The following is a 16393-nucleotide window of genomic DNA, read 5'->3' as shown; positions in this document are numbered from 1 at the left end:
TATCCGCGCTGCGGATCGCGCCCGGTGCTCCTTTACAGGCAAGCCGCCCCCACTACTGAACGCCTTCGATGAAAACCTGTCTTCCGCCCGATCCGAACCCTGTCAAGCCTTCGTTTGCCTTGCCGGCCGGCGCGTGCGACGCGCACTGCCACGTGTTCGGCCCGGCCGCCACGTTTCCGTACGCGGCCGATCGCAGCTACACGCCGCCCGACGCGCCGTTCGAATCGCTGGTGGCGCTGCATGACCATCTGGGTCTGCAGCGCGCCGTGATCGTGCAGGCAAGCTGCCACGGTACCGACAACACTGCGATGATCGACGCGATCCGGCGCGGCAACGGCCGCTATCGCGGCGTGGCGATCGTCGACGCCAGCGTCACCGACGAACAGCTCGCCGAGCTGAACGCCGAAGGCGTGCGGGGCGTGCGCTTCAACTTCGTCGCGCATCTGGGCGGCGCGCCGGACCTCGACGTGTTCGAGCGCGTGCTGCGCCGGATCGAAGCGCTCGACTGGCACGTCGTGCTGCATCTGGACGCGCAGGACATCGTCCAGTACACGCCGCTGATCAACCAGATCCGCGTGCCGTTCGTGATCGACCATATGGGCCGCGTGCGCGCGGAAGCCGGTCTCGAGCAGGAGCCATTCAAGCAGTTGCTCGAGCTGATGCGCAACCCGCTCGCATGGGTCAAGGTGTGCGGCTCGGAGCGCGTATCGGTGGGCCGCGCGCCGTTCGACGATGCGATTCCGTTTGCACGCGCGCTGATCGAAGCCGCGCCGGACCGCGTGTTGTGGGGTACCGACTGGCCGCATCCGAACATCTCGAAGGACATGCCGAACGACGGCGAGCTCGTCAATCTGCTGTTCCGCATTTGCGACGACCCGGTGCTGCTGCGCAAGCTGCTCGTCGAGAACCCGGAACGTCTGTACGATTTCAGCCCGCTCTGAGCGGGGCAATGCGCGGCCTCTTGTCGGGGGCCGCAACCGACGGCCCTGCGAGAGGCCGCGGTACACATCCAGTTTGGAGGAGACACACGATGGGGTCATGCAACAATCGTCAATGCCGCGTGCGGCGCCAGCAGGTGCCGCAATGAACGCGAATGCGGGCACACCCACGGCGGTGACACACAAGGCAAAGCTGCCGTTTTACCGGCAGCTGTACGTGCAGGTTTTCATTGCGATTCTGATCGGCGTCGCGCTCGGCCACTTCGACCCGCAACTGGCGGTGAAGATGAAGCCGCTCGGCGATGCGTTTATCAAGCTGATCAAGATGGTGATCGGCCCGATCATCTTCTGCACGGTCGTGACCGGCATTGCCGGCATGGGCGATATGAAGAAAGTGGGCCGGGTGGGCGGCAAGGCGCTGCTTTATTTCGAAGTGGTGTCGACCTTCTCGCTGATCATCGGCCTGATTGCCGGGCATCTGCTGAAGCCGGGCGCGGGCTTCAATCTCGATCCGGCCAAGCTCGATACGTCTGCGCTCGCGGGCTACGCGACCAAGGCGCACGAGCAGAACACCGTCGACTTTCTGATGCACATCATTCCGAACACCGTCAGCGACGCGTTCGTGACCGGTAACGTGCTGCAGATCCTGCTGGTATCGGTGTTGTTCGGCGCCGCGCTTGCGGCGCTTGGTGACCGCGGCAAACTGGTTAGCGATTTCATCAGCGGTATTGCGCATACGTTCTTTGGCGTCGTGCACATCATCATGAAGGTGGCCGCGCTGGGCGCATTCGGCGCGATTGCGTTCACGATCGGCACGTACGGTGTCGGTTCGGTGTTGCCGCTGCTGAAGCTGATCGGCGCGTTCTATCTGACGCTGGTGATCTTTATTGTGGTGGTGCTCGGGCTGGTGTCGCGCCTGATGGGGTTCAGCATCTTTCGCTTTATGAGCTATATCCGCGAAGAAATCCTGATCGTGCTTGGCACCAGCTCGTCGGAAGCGGCGCTGCCGCAGATGCTCGAGAAGCTCGAACGGCTTGGCTGCTCGAAGCCGGTAGTAGGGCTGGTGATTCCGGCAGGTTATTCGTTTAACCTCGACGGCACCAATATCTATCTGACGATGGCGGTGCTGTTTATCGCGCAGGCGTTCAATATCGATTTGTCGTGGTCGCAGGAGCTGACGCTGATTCTGGTTGCGATGATCACGTCGAAGGGCGCGAGCGGCGTGGCCGGTGCGGCGTTCATTATGTTGACCTCGACGCTGCTGGTGTTTCCGGTGATTCCGGTGGCGGGGATGGTGCTGATTCTTGGTATTCACCGCTTTATGGGTACTGGGCTCGCGATCGTCAACACCATTGGGAATGGCGTGGCGACGCTGGTGGTTTCTGCGTGGGAGAAGGAGCTTGATCGCGACAAGCTGGATGCGGTGATGAAGGGGCGGGCGCCTTGATGGCGGTTTAAACCGATGGGCTGCGGGAGCTGCTACCCGCGCCCATTGGACGCAGCGGTATGTGTCACTACGGACTGTGAGTTACGTGTGCTTTAAGGCGGATCAGATCTGAAGACTCCAGGCCAGGTTGCCGAATGGGAGGCTGCTGCTGCCGGGAATGTAAATGCTGTTGTTCTGAATCAGCGTTCCGTCGCCGGAGTATTTGGACTGCGCCGTCAGGTAACCTGCTGAGTCGTAGGAGCTCGAAAAGTACGTACCGTCGTTGTTGTACGTGAACTTTGAGAACCCGGTGAGCTTGCCGAGAGAGTTAAAACGATCGGCCTCGGTCTGACGACCCAGGCCATCGAACAGGTCGCGCTCGAACAGATTGCCGGACGAGTACTGGAAATAATCGTGAATGATGTGGTTGGTGCCAAACAGACCGACCAGTTCCTGTGATCCGTTGAAGGTGTGCGAGGCATAGCTACCATCGATGGAGAAGTCGTACAGTTTCGTCGCGTTGCCGTTCGCACCGTAGTAAATATCCTGGGTTTTGAAACCGCTGGCGTCGAAGGTCGCGTACTCGGTCATCAGGCCGTTGGTGCCGAAGAGCGCCGCGAACTGCGAGCCGTTGCTGTTAAACACATGCGAAGCGTAGCTTCCATCGAGGTTGAAGTCGATCTGCTTGGTCGCCTTTCCGTCCGCGCCGAAGAAGATGTCCTGCGATTTGGTGCCGCTGGCGGTGTATTTCGCGTACTCGGTGACCTGGCCGTTGACGCCGAACAGCGTCGCTGTCTGTGAGCCGTCCACGTTGAAGTCGTACTTGGTGAAGCTGTTGTCGAGTTTGACGTCGTATTGCTGGGTCATCTTGCCGTTCGTGTAGAAGATGTCCTGTGTCTTGAAGCCGCTGGCGTTGAACTTTGCGTATTCAGTGACCTGGCCCGTGGTGCCGTATAGCGTCGCAGTCTGTGAGCCGTCGGCGCTGAAGTCGTACTTCGTGAAGCTGTTGTCGAGCCTGAAGTCGTACTGCTGGGTGATCTTGCCGTTTGTGTAAAAGAGGTCCTGTGTCTTGAAGCCGCTGGCGTTGAATTTTGCGTATTCGGTGATCTGGCCAGTCGTGCCGTATAGCGTTGCGGTTTGTGAGCCGTCGGCGCTGAAATCGTATTTGGTGTAGCTCTTGTCGAGCCTGAAGTCGTATTCCTGGGTCATCTTGCCGTTGGTATAGAAGATGTCCTGTGTCTTGAAGCCGCTGGCGTTGAATTTTGCGTATTCGGTGATCTGGCCCGTGGTGCCGTACACCGTTGCGGTTTGCGAGCCGTCGGTGCTGAAATCGTACTTCGTGTAGCTGTTGTCGAGCTTGAAGTCGTATTCCTGGGTCATCTTGCCGTTGGTATAGAAGATGTCCTGTGTCTTGAAGCCGCTGGCGTTGAATTTTGCGTATTCGGTGATCTGGCCCGTGGTGCCGTACACCGTTGCGGTTTGCGAGCCGTCCGCGCTGAAATCGTACTTCGTGTAGCTGTTGTCCAGCTTGAAGTCGAACTCCTGGGTCATCTTGCCGTTGGTGTAGAAGATGTCCTGTGTCTTGAAGCCGCTGGCGTTGAACTTGGCGTATTCGGTGATCTGTCCGGTGGTGCCGTACAGCGCCGCGGTCTGCGAGCCATCGGCGCTGAAGTCGTACTTGGTAAAGCTGTTGTCGAGGTTGAAGTTGTACTGCTGCGTCGCCTTGCCATTCGAACCGTAGAAGATGTCCAGGGTTTTGAAGCCGCTGGCGGCATATTTTGCATATTCGGCAATCTGCCCGTTTGCGCCGTATAGCAGTGCCGTGCTTAACGCCGTACCCTCGTATTGACTGATCTGTTGTTGACCGGTTGAAAACGTGAACACAACGGATTTGACGAGTCCGCTTGTGAAATCGAATGTATAGGTAAGGTTGATGATTGGAGCCTGAGCGAGATGCTTTGATGTCGCGCCGTAAGAAGACCCATAGTATTGATAGTATGTCATTCCCGGTGTGCCGCCCGGATTTGCTTGTGCCAGATAGCCTCCAGCCGCTTGAATCATGCTCTGCTTCAAAGCATCTGCCGACATCTTGCCGATATTAGCCTCATACATCTTCGTCAACATGCCGTTCATGTCATAGCCCGGCGTAGTAGCATAATCGGGGCGGTCGCCCAGTACGGTGATTTGCTGTCCCCCATGTTGGACGATTTCACGGGCAATTAGCCAGTTGTTATAGGCAGCCTCAGCTTCCATGTTCACACCAATAATTGCCGCCAGATCGAAATCATTGCGCATGGCGGAGGCATACTGAGTATTGATCGCGCTGTCATGCGCATCATTTATGTAATGTCCGATCTCATGGCTCAACACGCCAACGAAGATACGCGGATCGAGTTGATCGTAGGTCGTATTGCCATATTTCCCAAACTCGATCACCTTCCCGTTGGAGTCCCAATCTATTCCCTGGCCATCCTTCCTTATTTGGATAGCGCCAACCTGGTTTGTTGCTACGTCTCTGTCGTACTTTAAAAGCTGGTCGACAAGCGTTGGGCTCAGATTGATCAAGTCGATTTCTGTCTGGGTCAATTTGACATTGGAGAACATCGATTCCTTGCCAGTGATAACTGCCATCTTGTTTATCCTTGTTCGGTGGTTATGAAAAATCCAAATTTATAAAGACACCCATATTCTTCGAAGCGAAAATAGCTTTCGCTTTTCGCATTTTTTGCATTTTTGTATGTGTACCCGACTGATGAGGTATGTGGATCTCGATATCGTGTGGATTCTCCAAATTGATTGACGAGATCGGTCGATGTGACGCAAAGTGTGTCTGGGTTGACTGATATGGAAATTCGAAGCCTTTTAAAGTGGCGATTTACGGGGGTAAATATTGAATATTGAAAATTCTGTGATCGATATTCCTTCGTCGCTCCTTTTTCTTTGACGTCGATTACATAGCCGAGGAGGGTTGTTCCGTCTGCGTCATAGACGGCTTTCTCGGGTTCAGGAACCAGATTGATTCTTAGTTGCCGCGCGACACGATCGACATCGGCAAGATCATCCGCATCGGCAACAGACTTGATGTCGAGCAAAAAATCGCGTGGTGTACGCGGAGGCAATTGGTCGATCGGTAAAGATGAACAGGCTCCGAGCAGAATGACGGTCACTTCGATCAAGGCAAGCGTGACGTTTTTCATTCGGAATTTATGCATTTTGAAATTTAAAAATATCCTGGTGTATTCGAAAGAGAGTAGTCATCCGAAGCCATTGTTGATATACGAGAACCTCTGGATTAAGTTGATTTCCATTTCGCATCAGGCGATCGGCATCCAGATTCGGGGCAAGGTGCTTGTTGCGCATGACCAGACTTGAGCGACCCAATACCTGCCAGTAGTAATAGAGGTATCGATAAACCTCCAGACATTCTCATTTTCATCACAGATCGCCTAAATAGACATCGTTGAAAACCTGGTGCACATGCGGCGTCAATCCCGCATCGATTTACGAATTCCATCTCTCACCGGTTCCAGCAGATAATCAAATGCCGAGCGCGCATGCTTGCGGATATACACTTCAGTGCGAAGTCCCGGCCCGAGCACGACCGTCTCCCTCGCGAGCCGGTTAGCTTTCTCTAACGCCTGAGTCGACACCTCAACCCGCACCACATAGAAATGGGCGTGCTTGTCGCTATCGGTCAATGCATCCGCGGAAATGTAGGTAACCTGGCCGTCAAGCATCGGTGTGGTGCGCGAGTTGTACGCCGTCAGCCGCACGTCGGCGTGGCTTCCCAGCGCGATCCCCCTCACATCGTCGGGCCGGATGTTCGCTTCTACGATGAGCGGCGCGCCGTCCGGCACGACATCGACAATCGGTTCGCGAGGCCCGACGACTGCGCCGATCGTATGCACCTTCAGTCCGACGATAACGCCGGCAACCGGTGCGCTCACTCGCGTACGCGCCGACAGATCGTGCGCAGGGCGAAGCCGCTCACCGATCTGCACCGCCCGGTTGGTGGCTTCCTTGAGCTCGTCGTCGGCGGTCTTCACATAGTCGTTGCGCAGCCCGGCGATGCGCAATTCGAGGTCGGTCTGCCGTTGCTTCGCGCGGCTGAGATCGGCGGCGCCGGATTGGACTCGCGATAACGCATCGGCCTCGGCGCGCTGCAAATCGAGCACCTTCGTTTCAGCCACGAACCCTTCCTGCTGCAACGCTTCGTTGGTCCGCCGCTGCTGGCTCGCCATCTCGTGACTGCGGCTCATGGTCTGGACCAGTTGCGAGCTGAGTGCAATCTCTTGCCGCGTCTCGGCAAGTTCAGTACGCAGCATCGCGCTCTGGTCGACGAAGGTGCGGCGACGTGCTGCGAACAGCGATAGTTCGCGCTCCAGCAGTTCGGCGATGCGTGGATCGCCACGTTGGCTGACGAGCGCGGCCGGAAACGTCAGCGTGTCCTTCAACTCGCGCTCGGCCGACAGCCGCGCGATCTTCGCCTGTTCGGCGTCGAATTGCGCCTGCAATGCGGACAGTTCAGCCGCCGGGATCACGTTGTCTAGCACGATCAGCGTCTGGCCGGCTTTAACCCGGTCGCCGTCTCTGACCAGGATGTCCTTCACGATGCCGCCTTCCTGATGCTGCACCGTCTTGCGTTCGCCTTGTGTGCGCACGGCGCCTTCTGCGACGATGGCGCCGGAGAGTGGCGCAAGTGCTGCCCAGCCCCACAGCAAACCGAGCCCCACGACGACGCCCGCAATACTCACGGCGATCAGCCGGCGCGGCAGCGGCAACGTGTTGGCGTCGGATGTCGCGGAATCGGACCATACGCGCTGCACGATTTCGCGCAGGCGACACAGCGAATTGAACGGTCTCATCGCGTGTCTCCTGTCAGTGGTTCGACACTTGGCACGCGAGCCGCCTGAAGCGAAGAGTGGTTGGCCCGAAGCATGGTGAGATCAACGGCGGCTGGTACGGGCGAACCGCTGCCGACCCGATGCGCACTGGGCGGCGGTCCAAACTGTTCCATTTGGCCCGCCCTCAGCCGCAACAGCCGGTCCGCAAGTTCGATCAGCGATGGCCGGTGAGTCACCGCGATGATGGTCACACCGTCGGCCTTCAACTGCCGGAGTACCTCGTCGAGTGCCGTTTCGCCTTCGGTGTCGAGACTCGCGTTAGGTTCGTCGAGTAACAACACGGCGGGCGCGCCGTACAATGCGCGCGCAAGGGCAATCCGCTGGCGCTGTCCACCGGACAGCAATTCCCCCGCATCGCCGATTAACGTCTCGTAGCCGTCGGGCAGGTCCAGGATCATCCGGTGAACCGCCGCGCGCTGTGCCGCGCGGACGATCGCGGCTGAATCGAGTGGCAGCGGCTTCGCGCTGCGCGCGATGTTTTCCGCAACGGTGCCAGCAAACAGTTCGACATCCTGCGGCACGTAGCCGAGATATCGCCCAAGCGACTGTCTGGGCCACTGCGCCACATCCGCACCGTCTAGCCGCACCGCGCCGGCCTGGGGCCGCCACACCCCGGCGATGACGCGCAGCAAGGTTGACTTGCCGGAGGCGCTGGGGCCCGTGATGACAAGAGTCTGGCCAGCAGCCAGCGTGAAATCGATGCCGCGCAGCAGCAGCCGTCCCATCCCCGGCGTCCGCGAAGGCACGCTGAAGGCAAGCTGCTCGACGCGGACTTCACCGGTCGGTGGCGGTAGTGCAATGGGTTGCGCGTCGATCTGGGCAGCGAGTAACTTATCGAGGCGAGGCCATGCTTCGCGCAATTCGCCGGCCTGTTTCCAGTTGCCGATCAACTGTTCGATCGGCGCCAGTGCCTTGCCAAGCAGGATCGTCGTGGCGAGCATTACGCCTGGCGTCGCGTGGCCGGCTATAACAAGTCCGGCGCCCGCTGCCATCATGATTACCTGAATCGCTTGCCGTAGCCCCTTGGTCACGTCGCGATAGAGCGCACTGCTGTCCGATACGTCGCGCTGCGCGGCGATGTAATCGCGCTTGCGCGCATCCCACGCATCCACCAGGTTATCCACCATGCCAAGCACGGTCGACACGTCGGCGTTGCGCACGATCTGCTGGTAGAACATGTCGCCTTCGCGCTGCCGCGCGAGGTACGACTGGATGGTCTGTCGACTAAGCCGGTCGTTGACCAGCGCGACGCAGACCAACACGCACGCGCTGAGCACCGCGATCAGTGCGAGGATCCAGTGGAAAAGGCCGATGACGATCAGATAGACCAACAGCCAGGGTGCGTCGAAACAGGCGATCACGCCTGATCCGGCGAGAAACGTCCGCAGCAGGTTGATGTCGCCCTGGCTTGCGATAGCCCGTGGCGGCAGCCGATGAGCGTGAGCCGAAATTTGCGCCTGCAATGCCAGCCGATCGAGCCGGTTGCCGATCTGCAGACCCAGGTCAGACAAGATCCGGCTACGGGCGATATCGACGCCCAGATTCAAGCCGAGTGCAATCACCATGAAGGCCATCAGCATCATCAGGGTTTCGAGGCTCTGGCTTGGCAGCACGCGGTCATAGACCTGGAGCAGATAGACGGTCGGCGTAAGCGCAAGCAGATTGGATGCTATGCCGAATGCCGCCGCTACCAGTAGATGGCGTTTGATCAGATGAAGCATCAGTGCACCGCCTGAGCGCTGGGCAGTGGCGGCGAGGCCGGCGGGGCTTCGACCAGCAGCGTGTCGAGGGCGGCCAGGTCGGCTTCAGCGAGATCGGCGGTACTTGCCTTCAGTTTCAGCGCTTGCACGAGCGTCTCGGCACGGGCTCGTGCGAGGTCGCGTTGGGCCCGGTAGAGCTTGTCTGCTGCGTCGAGCACATCTGCGTTCACCCGAACGCCTACCCGGTAGCCGGTCTGGTTCGAGCGCAACGCGACATTGGCGGACCGCACGGCGGTTGCGAGCGCACCCGTATGGGCCAATCCTCGTGTGACGCCCAGATACGCGTCATGGGCCGCTAGCCCGGCACTGCGTTGCGCGTCGTCGAGATCGTCGCGGGCCTTGTCTTCCAGTGCGAGGGCTTCGCGAATCTTGCTGCGGGTCAGCAGGCCATCGGTGAGCGGCAACGAAATCTGGATACCGACGTAGCCGGCCGTGCCGCGTTTCGCACCCGTGTAAAAGTTGGTCTGGCCGTTGATGAACGCCGCGTTGCCGTTACTGACATCGCCGACCAGTGCTACCGTGGGGTAGTCGCCGGCGCGTGCCTTGCCGTGTTCGCGGCTGGCAAGCTGGGTTGCGAGCATTTTTCTGCGGACGTCGTAAGCCGCGGTAGCGGCCATGCTCGTCCACTGTTCCAGATCGGCCGGCTCCACCGGGGGTAGACGCACATCGTCGCGCCATCCGTCGACCCTGTCGACCGGGTGACCGACGATCTTCTGGAGGGCCGCGTAGGTCGTGTCGAGCTGCGTCTGAGCCGCGATCTCATCGGCGTGGGCGAGATCGAAGCCGGCCTGTGCCTCGTTCGTATCGACAATGGTCGCATCGCCCAGCGCGAAGCGGCGCTGAGCGAGCGCGAGTTGTTCTGCGACGGCCTTGCGGTGGTTGATGGCGAGCGCGAGGTCGTCCTGCGCGTTCAATGCATCCAGATAGGCCTGGGAAACGCGCAGCAGCAAGTCCTGTTTCGCTTGCGCCAATGCGAGATCAGCATCCATCGCGAGCAGTTTGCCTTGCTGCCACGCTTCCCAACCGGCCCAATTGAAGAGCGGCTGATTCAGCGTAACGGTGAAGCCGCTGGTCGAATAGCGGGGTATCGTTTGCCCCGGAATGCTGATGCCGTTGCGGTAGAGAACCTGCTGTATCCCGACTTGCGGCAGGAGACCCGCCCGACCCTGTGGGGCTTTTTCGATCCCCGCACGCCAGCTTGCTTCTGCGCTGTTGAAGGTGGCATCTCCGGCGAGCGCGTCGCTTGCGAGACTGGCCAGACTGGATGCCTGCGCGGCGCTCACCCAGGCGATCAGCAGCGTTCCGGCGATCGCCCTCATTGCATTGCACACGGTGCGCCTGCAAAGTGCCGCGTTGCAGTTGGACTGCCAGGACAGGTCCAACGTGTTTCGAATGTGCCTGCTACATCTGCCATCGTTTTTCATCTCTTGTTCGTGCGTGGGACGCAAGAGTATTGAAAAGAGGGGCTAATGCAAATTAGACAAGTCTTAAAGCGCAAGTCGAGCCAAGAAAATTCAAGCCGGTTTCGGGTTCACAAAATGCAACGGCCCGCTGTGGGCGGGCCGCTATCAGGTATTGCAGATGGTACGTATGCCGAAGCTAACTTCGGCCACGTGTGTCAACCAAGGTTTCAGCCGCCAGCGTTTTCACCCGTCACATCCGGCCGCCAACGGTTATTTGGCGTCCGGTCGCCCGCCACCCACTGCCGCAAATCCTGCTGCGCACGCTCGGCCATCTCCGCGGCGATCGCCAGTGCATCCGGGTGATCGACGGTGAACTCCATCAGCAGGCCGTTCGGATCCTTCACATACAGCGATGTGCAAAAGCCATGCTCGAGCACAAACGATCCAAGGCCCGCCGCGGCGATCCGTTCCTTCAGCTCCGCCTGCGTGTCCGCTTCGACAAGTAGCGAAAGGTGAACGAAGATCGACTGCTCGCGTGCCTTCCATGCGCGTTGCTTGTTCTGGTCTGCAAAGTTGAAGAACGCGAGTGCGCTGCCGTCCTGCAGCGCGTAGAACGCGTGGCCCAGTTCGACCCATTCGCCCTGGATGAACTCTTTCTCGATGTACATTGCCGTCAGCGGAATGCCGAGGATGTCTTCGTAGAAGCGCCGGTTGGCCTCATGGTCGTCGGTGGTGAACGCGTGGTGATGCATGCGTAGCGGGAGCTGCTTCAAGGGCGCGCGCTTGCCGTTCGAAAGGGTCGTGTCCATTCGTTCCTCCATTCATTGTTCCGCTCAGGCAGGTGCCTGCACGATTGAAATCCGGTCACTGAACCCTCAACACGTGGGTGCCGGTATTTATTCCTTCGTGTGGCTAGCCTTCAGTGCGCCTTGTGCTGCACTGCAGCGTCGCCCGGCATCGATTGCGCGACGACCTCGCGGATCGCGTCGATCAGCTTGCGCGCGGCCGGCGACGGTTCCGCCAACGCGCGCAGCGTCAGGCCGATGTCGCGCTCCGTGTTCGGCATCGGCACGTCGAGCACCGCGAGCTGGCCCACTTCGCACTCGTACTGCATCTGATGCGCGGATAGCGCCGCGACCATGTCCGACTGCAGCAGCAGCCCGCGGATCATCGCGAGGTCGGCGGTTTCCACGGCCGGCTCCGGCGGCGCGAGCCGGCTGTGCTCGAACAACGCGTCCAGAATAGCGCGGCCCGGCGAATGGCTGCGCGGCAGTACCCAACGTACGTCCGCCATTTGCCTGAGCGTCAGCCTGCGCTGCCCGCTAAGCGGATGGCCGGGCCGCGCCAGCACCACCATCGGCTCGGACATCAGTGTCTCGGTGACGAGGCCGCTGGCCGGATCGGGCTCGCGCAGCGCGCCGAGAATGAAGTCGATGTCGCCCGCGCGCAAGCCGGCCGCAAGCGTTTCATAGGCGCTTTCGTCGGTCACGATGCGCACGCCCGGAAATGCATTGGCCACGCGCGCCACCGCGGCGGGCAGGATCAGCGTGCGGCCGAGCGGCAGCGCGCCGACCGCGACATGGCCGCGAATCGTGCCTTGCAGTGCGGCGACGTCGTCGGGCACGTGGCGCAGCTCGTTCAACGCGCGGCGCACGTGCAGTACGAAAGTCTCGCCGTCCGGTGTCGGCTGCAGGCCGCGCGCGTTGCGGTCGAATAGCGCGAAGCCCGCGCCGGTTTCGAGAATGCGGATCGCGCTGCTGACTGCCGGCTGGCTGATGCCGAGCGCGCGCGCCGCGCTCGGCATGTGCCGGTGGCGCGCGAGTTCGACCAGCAGTTGCAGGCGGCGCGTGTTCAGCAACGACGACGGCACGCCCTGCGGTGCGTTCAGACGCCGCGCCGGCTGACGTGCCGCACACCATGCGGCGAGCGTTTCGAGTTCGCCGAACACGCGTTGCGCGCGTTCCAGCACCGCACGGCCGGTGGCGGTGGGCAGCATGCCGGTGGGATGCCGCTCGAACAGCGGCACGTCGAGCGCGTGCTCGAGTTCGAGGATCGCGCGCGTGACTGCCGACTGCGCGCGATACAGCGCTTCGGCGGCACGCGTCGCGCTGCCAAGCTGCGCGACACGCACGAACACGTGCAGGTGCCCGAGGTTCAGCAGGTCGGAACTCGTGTGCGCAGCGTGCGTAGGCGGGCGGTGGGATTTTGCTGTCATGAGGGGGAAGGCGCGGTTGCGTCAGTGCCGGCCGCGCGTGTCGGACGTTTGCGGCTCAACCGCTTGAAGTTGCGCTGCTTGCAGGTCGGCTGCGTCGCGCGCGGCTTCGTCGAATAGCCAGCTTTCGAAGGCGCTCACGCGCTGTGTATTGCCGCGGTCCGGATGATGCGCGACGCAATACGCGCTGGCAAGCGGCACACGCAGCGCGAACGGCGCGACCAGCCGGCCGCTGCGCAGGTCGTCGGCCACCAGCGCCTGCTGTGCGATCACGATGCCGAGTTCGTCGACGGCGGCCTGATAGGCGAGCGCCGCGTTGTCGAACTGGATGCCGCCCGCCAGCGTGAGATCGGCGACGCCCGCGGCGTTGAGCCACGTGGTCCAGTCGGAGGCGCGATGCAGCGACGACAGCAGCGCATGCGCGGCGAGGTCGCGCGGCACCGCGAGCGGCGGCCCGCGCTTGAGCAGCGCCGGGCTGCACACGGGCACCAGCACTTCGTCTAGCACGCGCCGGTAGCCCGGCGTCACGCTGTCGAGCTGTTCCGAGTGAATCACGACGTCGACGTCTTCGCGCTCGAAATTGGCGGTCTGATGCGAACTGGTGATCTGCACCTCGAGGTTCGGATGCAGCGAATGGAAGCGCGCGAGGCGCGGCACCAGCCAGCGGATCGCGAAGGTCGGCGGCAGCTTCAGGCGCAGCATCGAGTCTTGCGGGTCGTCGCGCAACTTGCGCGTTGCATAGTCGATCTGATCGAGCGCGCCGGTCAGCACGCGCAGATAGCCGGCGCCGCGCTCGGTCAGTTCGATGCCGCGCTGCGTGCGCACCACCAGTTGCACGCCGAGCCATTCCTCGAGGCCGGCGACGTGCCGGCTCACCGCGCCTTGCGTGACGAGCAGTTCTCTGGCGGCAGCAGTGAAGCTCATGCTGCGGCCGGAGGCTTCGAACGCGCGCAGCGCATTCAGCGGGGGAAGCTTTCTACGCATCGTCTGCCATGAGTTTTACGCGGGTCAGCCATGATATATCGGTGGTTGCCGGGCGGCCAGGAACCGGTATCATCGGTTCACATCAGGAGACAGACAAGCGTGGCGGCGCATTGCGCCGCACACTGCATGACAGGATGCCGCTCGCATCGAAGCGGCCCGCGGGGTTCGAAAAAATCATCCCGACATGGAGACACCCATCGCTACCGCCAATCCCGTTTCGCCGTTCGCCGGCTGTTCGCCCGCGCCATGCCGCCGCGGCGTAGCCAAAAACTCATGACTGACTGACCGCGTCGCGCGGTTTCGTGCGGCGCGCCGATTGCTGCCACGCAAAACCGTGCCGCAGCCCGGCGCTCGCGCGTCTGTCGCGAACGCATTCATACGCCCGGCGCATGCGCCGGAACGCTGTCTTCTGCAAGGATGCAAGCGCATGCAAGCACTCGTCAGCAAGCAGTCCGTCGCGGCACCGCAGTTCGCGGCCGAAGTCGCCGCGCGTCTGGACCGTCTGCCGTTCACGCGAACCATCTGGCGAATGGTGTTCCTGATTTCGCTTGGCGGTATCTTCGAGCTCTACGATCTGTTCATGACCGCGTATATCGCGCCGGGCCTCGTGAAAAGCGGCCTGTTTGCGAATTCGCCGGTGGGACTGTTCGGCATCAGCGGTGTCGGCTTTTTCGTGTTCTGCACCTTTGCAGGCATGTGGGTGGGTTGTCTCGGCTTCGGCTTTATCGCCGACCGGCTGGGGCGCCGTTCGATCTTTACCTTCGCGCTGGTCTGGTACTCGATCGCGACCGTCGTGATGGCGTTCCAGCAGACCACGGCAGGCGTCGACCTGTGGCGCTTCATCGCGGCGATCGGCGTCGGGCTCGAGCAGATCACGATCGATACGTTTCTGCCCGAGCTCGTGCCGCCGCAAGGGCGCGGCAAGGCGTTCGCGTTCTATCAGTTCATCGAGTTCCTGATCGTGCCGGTGGTCGCGCTGCTCGGCTGGCTGCTGGTGCCGATCAGTCCGTTCGGCATCGACGGCTGGCGCTGGGTCGCGCTGATTTCAGCGACCGGTGCGCTCGCTGCGTGGTGGATGCGTCTTGGGCTGCCGGAGAGTCCGCGCTGGCTTGCGCTGCATGGCGAAGAACAACGCGCGCGGCGCGTGATCGAGGATATCGAGGCGCGCGTGATGCGCGACCTGAACGGCCAGCCGCTGCCGCCGGTCGTGGTGGTGGCGGTGCCGGAGCGCGCGGACAGCAAATTCAGCGAGCTGCTGAAGGCGCCTTACGGCAAACGCACGCTGGTGCTGTCGATCTTCAACCTGATGCAGACCATCGCGTTTTACGGGTTTAGCGCATGGGTGCCGACGCTGTTGATCGCCAAGGGCATCCACATCACGACCAGCCTGCAGTATGCGTTCATCATCGCACTGGCCAATCCGGTTGGGCCGCTGTTCGGCATCCTGATCGCGGACCGGATGGAGCGCAAATGGCAGATCGTGTGGGCCGGCTTGTGCATCGCGGTGTTCATGTATCTGTTCGCGTTGCAGACCGATGCGGTGGCGATCGTCGCGCTCGGCGTGATGGTGACGCTGTCGGTCAACTGGATCTCGTTCGTGTTTCACGGCTACCAGGCCGAGCAGTATCCGACGCGCATCCGTGCGCGTGCGGTCGGCTTCGTCTATTCGTGGAGCCGTGTGAGTGCGGCGTTCGCCGGCTTGCTGATCGGGTTTTTTCTGCACAAGGGCGGCACGCTCGGTGTCGCGATGTTTATCGGCGCGGCAATGGCGGCGATGATGGTGACCGTCGGGTGCTTTGGGCCGCGTACGTTGAACCGGCGGCTCGAAGAGATTTCGCGCTGACGATACGGTGCTTACGCTGTCACCGCGACAGCGTAAGCGCGGCAAACACCGTAAGCGCCGACACTTATTGCTTGATGCCTTCGGCCTGAATATTCAGCGTGGTCTTCAGGCTAAAGCCATACGTCTTGCCGTAATCCACACCGAAATCGCCACGATCGAACGTGGCAGTCGCTTCGGTGCCGCAATCCTCACGCTTGAGCATCGGGTGTTGATAGCACTTGAACGACTCGAGCTTCAGGTTCAGCGGTTTCGTGACGCCGTGCATCGTCAGCGTGCCGATTACTTCAACGGGTGTGTCGCCGTCGAAGCGGATCTTCGTGCCCTTGTAGACCGCGGTCGGGTACTTCGCGGCGTCGAAGAATTCCGGCGTCTGCAGATGATGGTCCAGCTTGTCGTTGCCGGTGTCGATCGAGGTCATGTCGATGGTCACGTCGACGGTGCCGGTTTTCGCGGCGCGATCGAGCGTGACCGTGCCGCTGCTCTTCGTGAACTTGCCGCGCCATACCGACACGCCGCCGAAATGGTCGGCCGCAAAGCTCGGGTACGTGTGGCTCGGATCCAGCTGATAAGTGTCGGCTGCCGCGGCCGTCGCACTGACGCCGGCCGCCAGCAATGCGGCTGCCATCATCGGGAGCGCTTTTTTCATTGGGTTCTCCTGGGTTTTACGCATCGGGGGTGATCGAGCAGTTGCGCGAATGCCAACGCAAGCAATGAGGCCGAATGGTAGTGGTCGCACCATAGCTTGAATAGCGGTGCGAAAGTGAACAGATCGTTTCGCTGGTGACGTAAATCGTGACTGCGTATCGACATGCGTTGTGGGTCAATTGCCCGAGTGATGCGCGTTGTATCGACAACGCGAGCCGCATCATCCGCCATGCATAATAAAAAACCGCGCTGATGCCAATCAGCACGGTTTTCGATTG

12 protein-coding genes are annotated in these 16393 nt (G+C 61.0%); 3 read left to right on the top strand and 9 right to left on the bottom strand.

The features are described from left to right. The first annotated feature begins 68 nt into the window (after window positions 1-68). Complete coding sequence (locus ACYVNQ_RS14450) at window positions 69-941, top strand: amidohydrolase family protein (protein ID WP_460903176.1); 873 nt, start codon at window positions 69-71, stop codon at window positions 939-941. Window positions 942-1083: 142 nt separating this feature from the next. Further along, window positions 1084-2385, top strand: a complete 1302-nt coding sequence (locus ACYVNQ_RS14445) for a dicarboxylate/amino acid:cation symporter (RefSeq protein WP_460903592.1) — start codon at window positions 1084-1086, stop codon at window positions 2383-2385. Window positions 2386-2487: 102 nt separating this feature from the next. Here ACYVNQ_RS14445 and ACYVNQ_RS14440 read toward each other — a convergent pair whose 3' ends face one another. The 8 genes from ACYVNQ_RS14440 to gcvA all read right to left on the bottom strand — a co-directional run bounded on the left by ACYVNQ_RS14440 (window position 2488) and on the right by gcvA (window position 13627). Next, the gene (locus ACYVNQ_RS14440; protein WP_460903175.1) at window positions 2488-4995 is read right to left on the bottom strand and encodes a hypothetical protein; all 2508 of its coding nucleotides are present in this window, start codon (window positions 4993-4995) and stop codon (window positions 2488-2490) included. 5 nt (window positions 4996-5000) lie between these two features. Beyond that, window positions 5001-5561: a hypothetical protein gene (locus ACYVNQ_RS14435; RefSeq protein WP_460903174.1), complete on the bottom strand. Its 561-nt coding sequence runs from the start codon at window positions 5559-5561 to the stop codon at window positions 5001-5003. A 288-nt stretch (window positions 5562-5849) separates the two neighbouring features. Next, window positions 5850-7229: an HlyD family type I secretion periplasmic adaptor subunit gene (locus ACYVNQ_RS14430; protein WP_460903173.1), complete on the bottom strand. Its 1380-nt coding sequence runs from the start codon at window positions 7227-7229 to the stop codon at window positions 5850-5852. Then, complete coding sequence (locus tag ACYVNQ_RS14425; protein ID WP_460903172.1) at window positions 7226-8989, bottom strand: type I secretion system permease/ATPase; 1764 nt, start codon at window positions 8987-8989, stop codon at window positions 7226-7228. Before ACYVNQ_RS14425 ends, ACYVNQ_RS14430 begins: the two co-directional genes overlap by 4 nt. Further along, window positions 8989-10452 carry a TolC family outer membrane protein gene (locus ACYVNQ_RS14420; RefSeq protein ID WP_460903171.1) on the bottom strand — a complete coding sequence of 488 codons (1464 nt, stop codon included), beginning with the start codon at window positions 10450-10452 and terminating at the stop codon, window positions 8989-8991. The genes ACYVNQ_RS14425 and ACYVNQ_RS14420 overlap by 1 nt, the downstream gene beginning before the upstream one ends. A gap of 206 nt (window positions 10453-10658) precedes the next feature. Further along, entirely contained in the window at window positions 10659-11240 is a 582-nt protein-coding gene (locus tag ACYVNQ_RS14415; RefSeq protein ID WP_460903170.1) for a VOC family protein, read from the bottom strand. Between the two features lie 110 nt (window positions 11241-11350). Then, window positions 11351-12646, bottom strand: a complete 1296-nt coding sequence (locus ACYVNQ_RS14410) for a LysR substrate-binding domain-containing protein (RefSeq protein WP_460903169.1) — start codon at window positions 12644-12646, stop codon at window positions 11351-11353. Between the two features lie 21 nt (window positions 12647-12667). Then, a complete protein-coding gene (gcvA, locus tag ACYVNQ_RS14405; RefSeq protein WP_460903168.1) occupies window positions 12668-13627 on the bottom strand; it encodes a transcriptional regulator GcvA in 960 nt (319 codons plus the stop codon). Window positions 13628-14054: 427 nt separating this feature from the next. On the opposite strand from gcvA, the gene ACYVNQ_RS14400 reads away from it, so the two are divergent. Next, on the top strand, window positions 14055-15470 hold the full coding sequence (locus ACYVNQ_RS14400; protein WP_460903167.1) for an MFS transporter: 1416 nt from the start codon (window positions 14055-14057) through the stop codon (window positions 15468-15470). Between the two features lie 64 nt (window positions 15471-15534). Here ACYVNQ_RS14400 and ACYVNQ_RS14395 read toward each other — a convergent pair whose 3' ends face one another. Continuing rightward, window positions 15535-16116 carry a YceI family protein gene (locus tag ACYVNQ_RS14395; protein ID WP_460903166.1) on the bottom strand — a complete coding sequence of 194 codons (582 nt, stop codon included), beginning with the start codon at window positions 16114-16116 and terminating at the stop codon, window positions 15535-15537. Between the last annotated feature and the right edge of the window lie 277 nt (window positions 16117-16393).

Source organism: Paraburkholderia jirisanensis (genome assembly GCF_054782355.1).
This window is presented reverse-complemented; position numbering and strand designations above follow the sequence as displayed.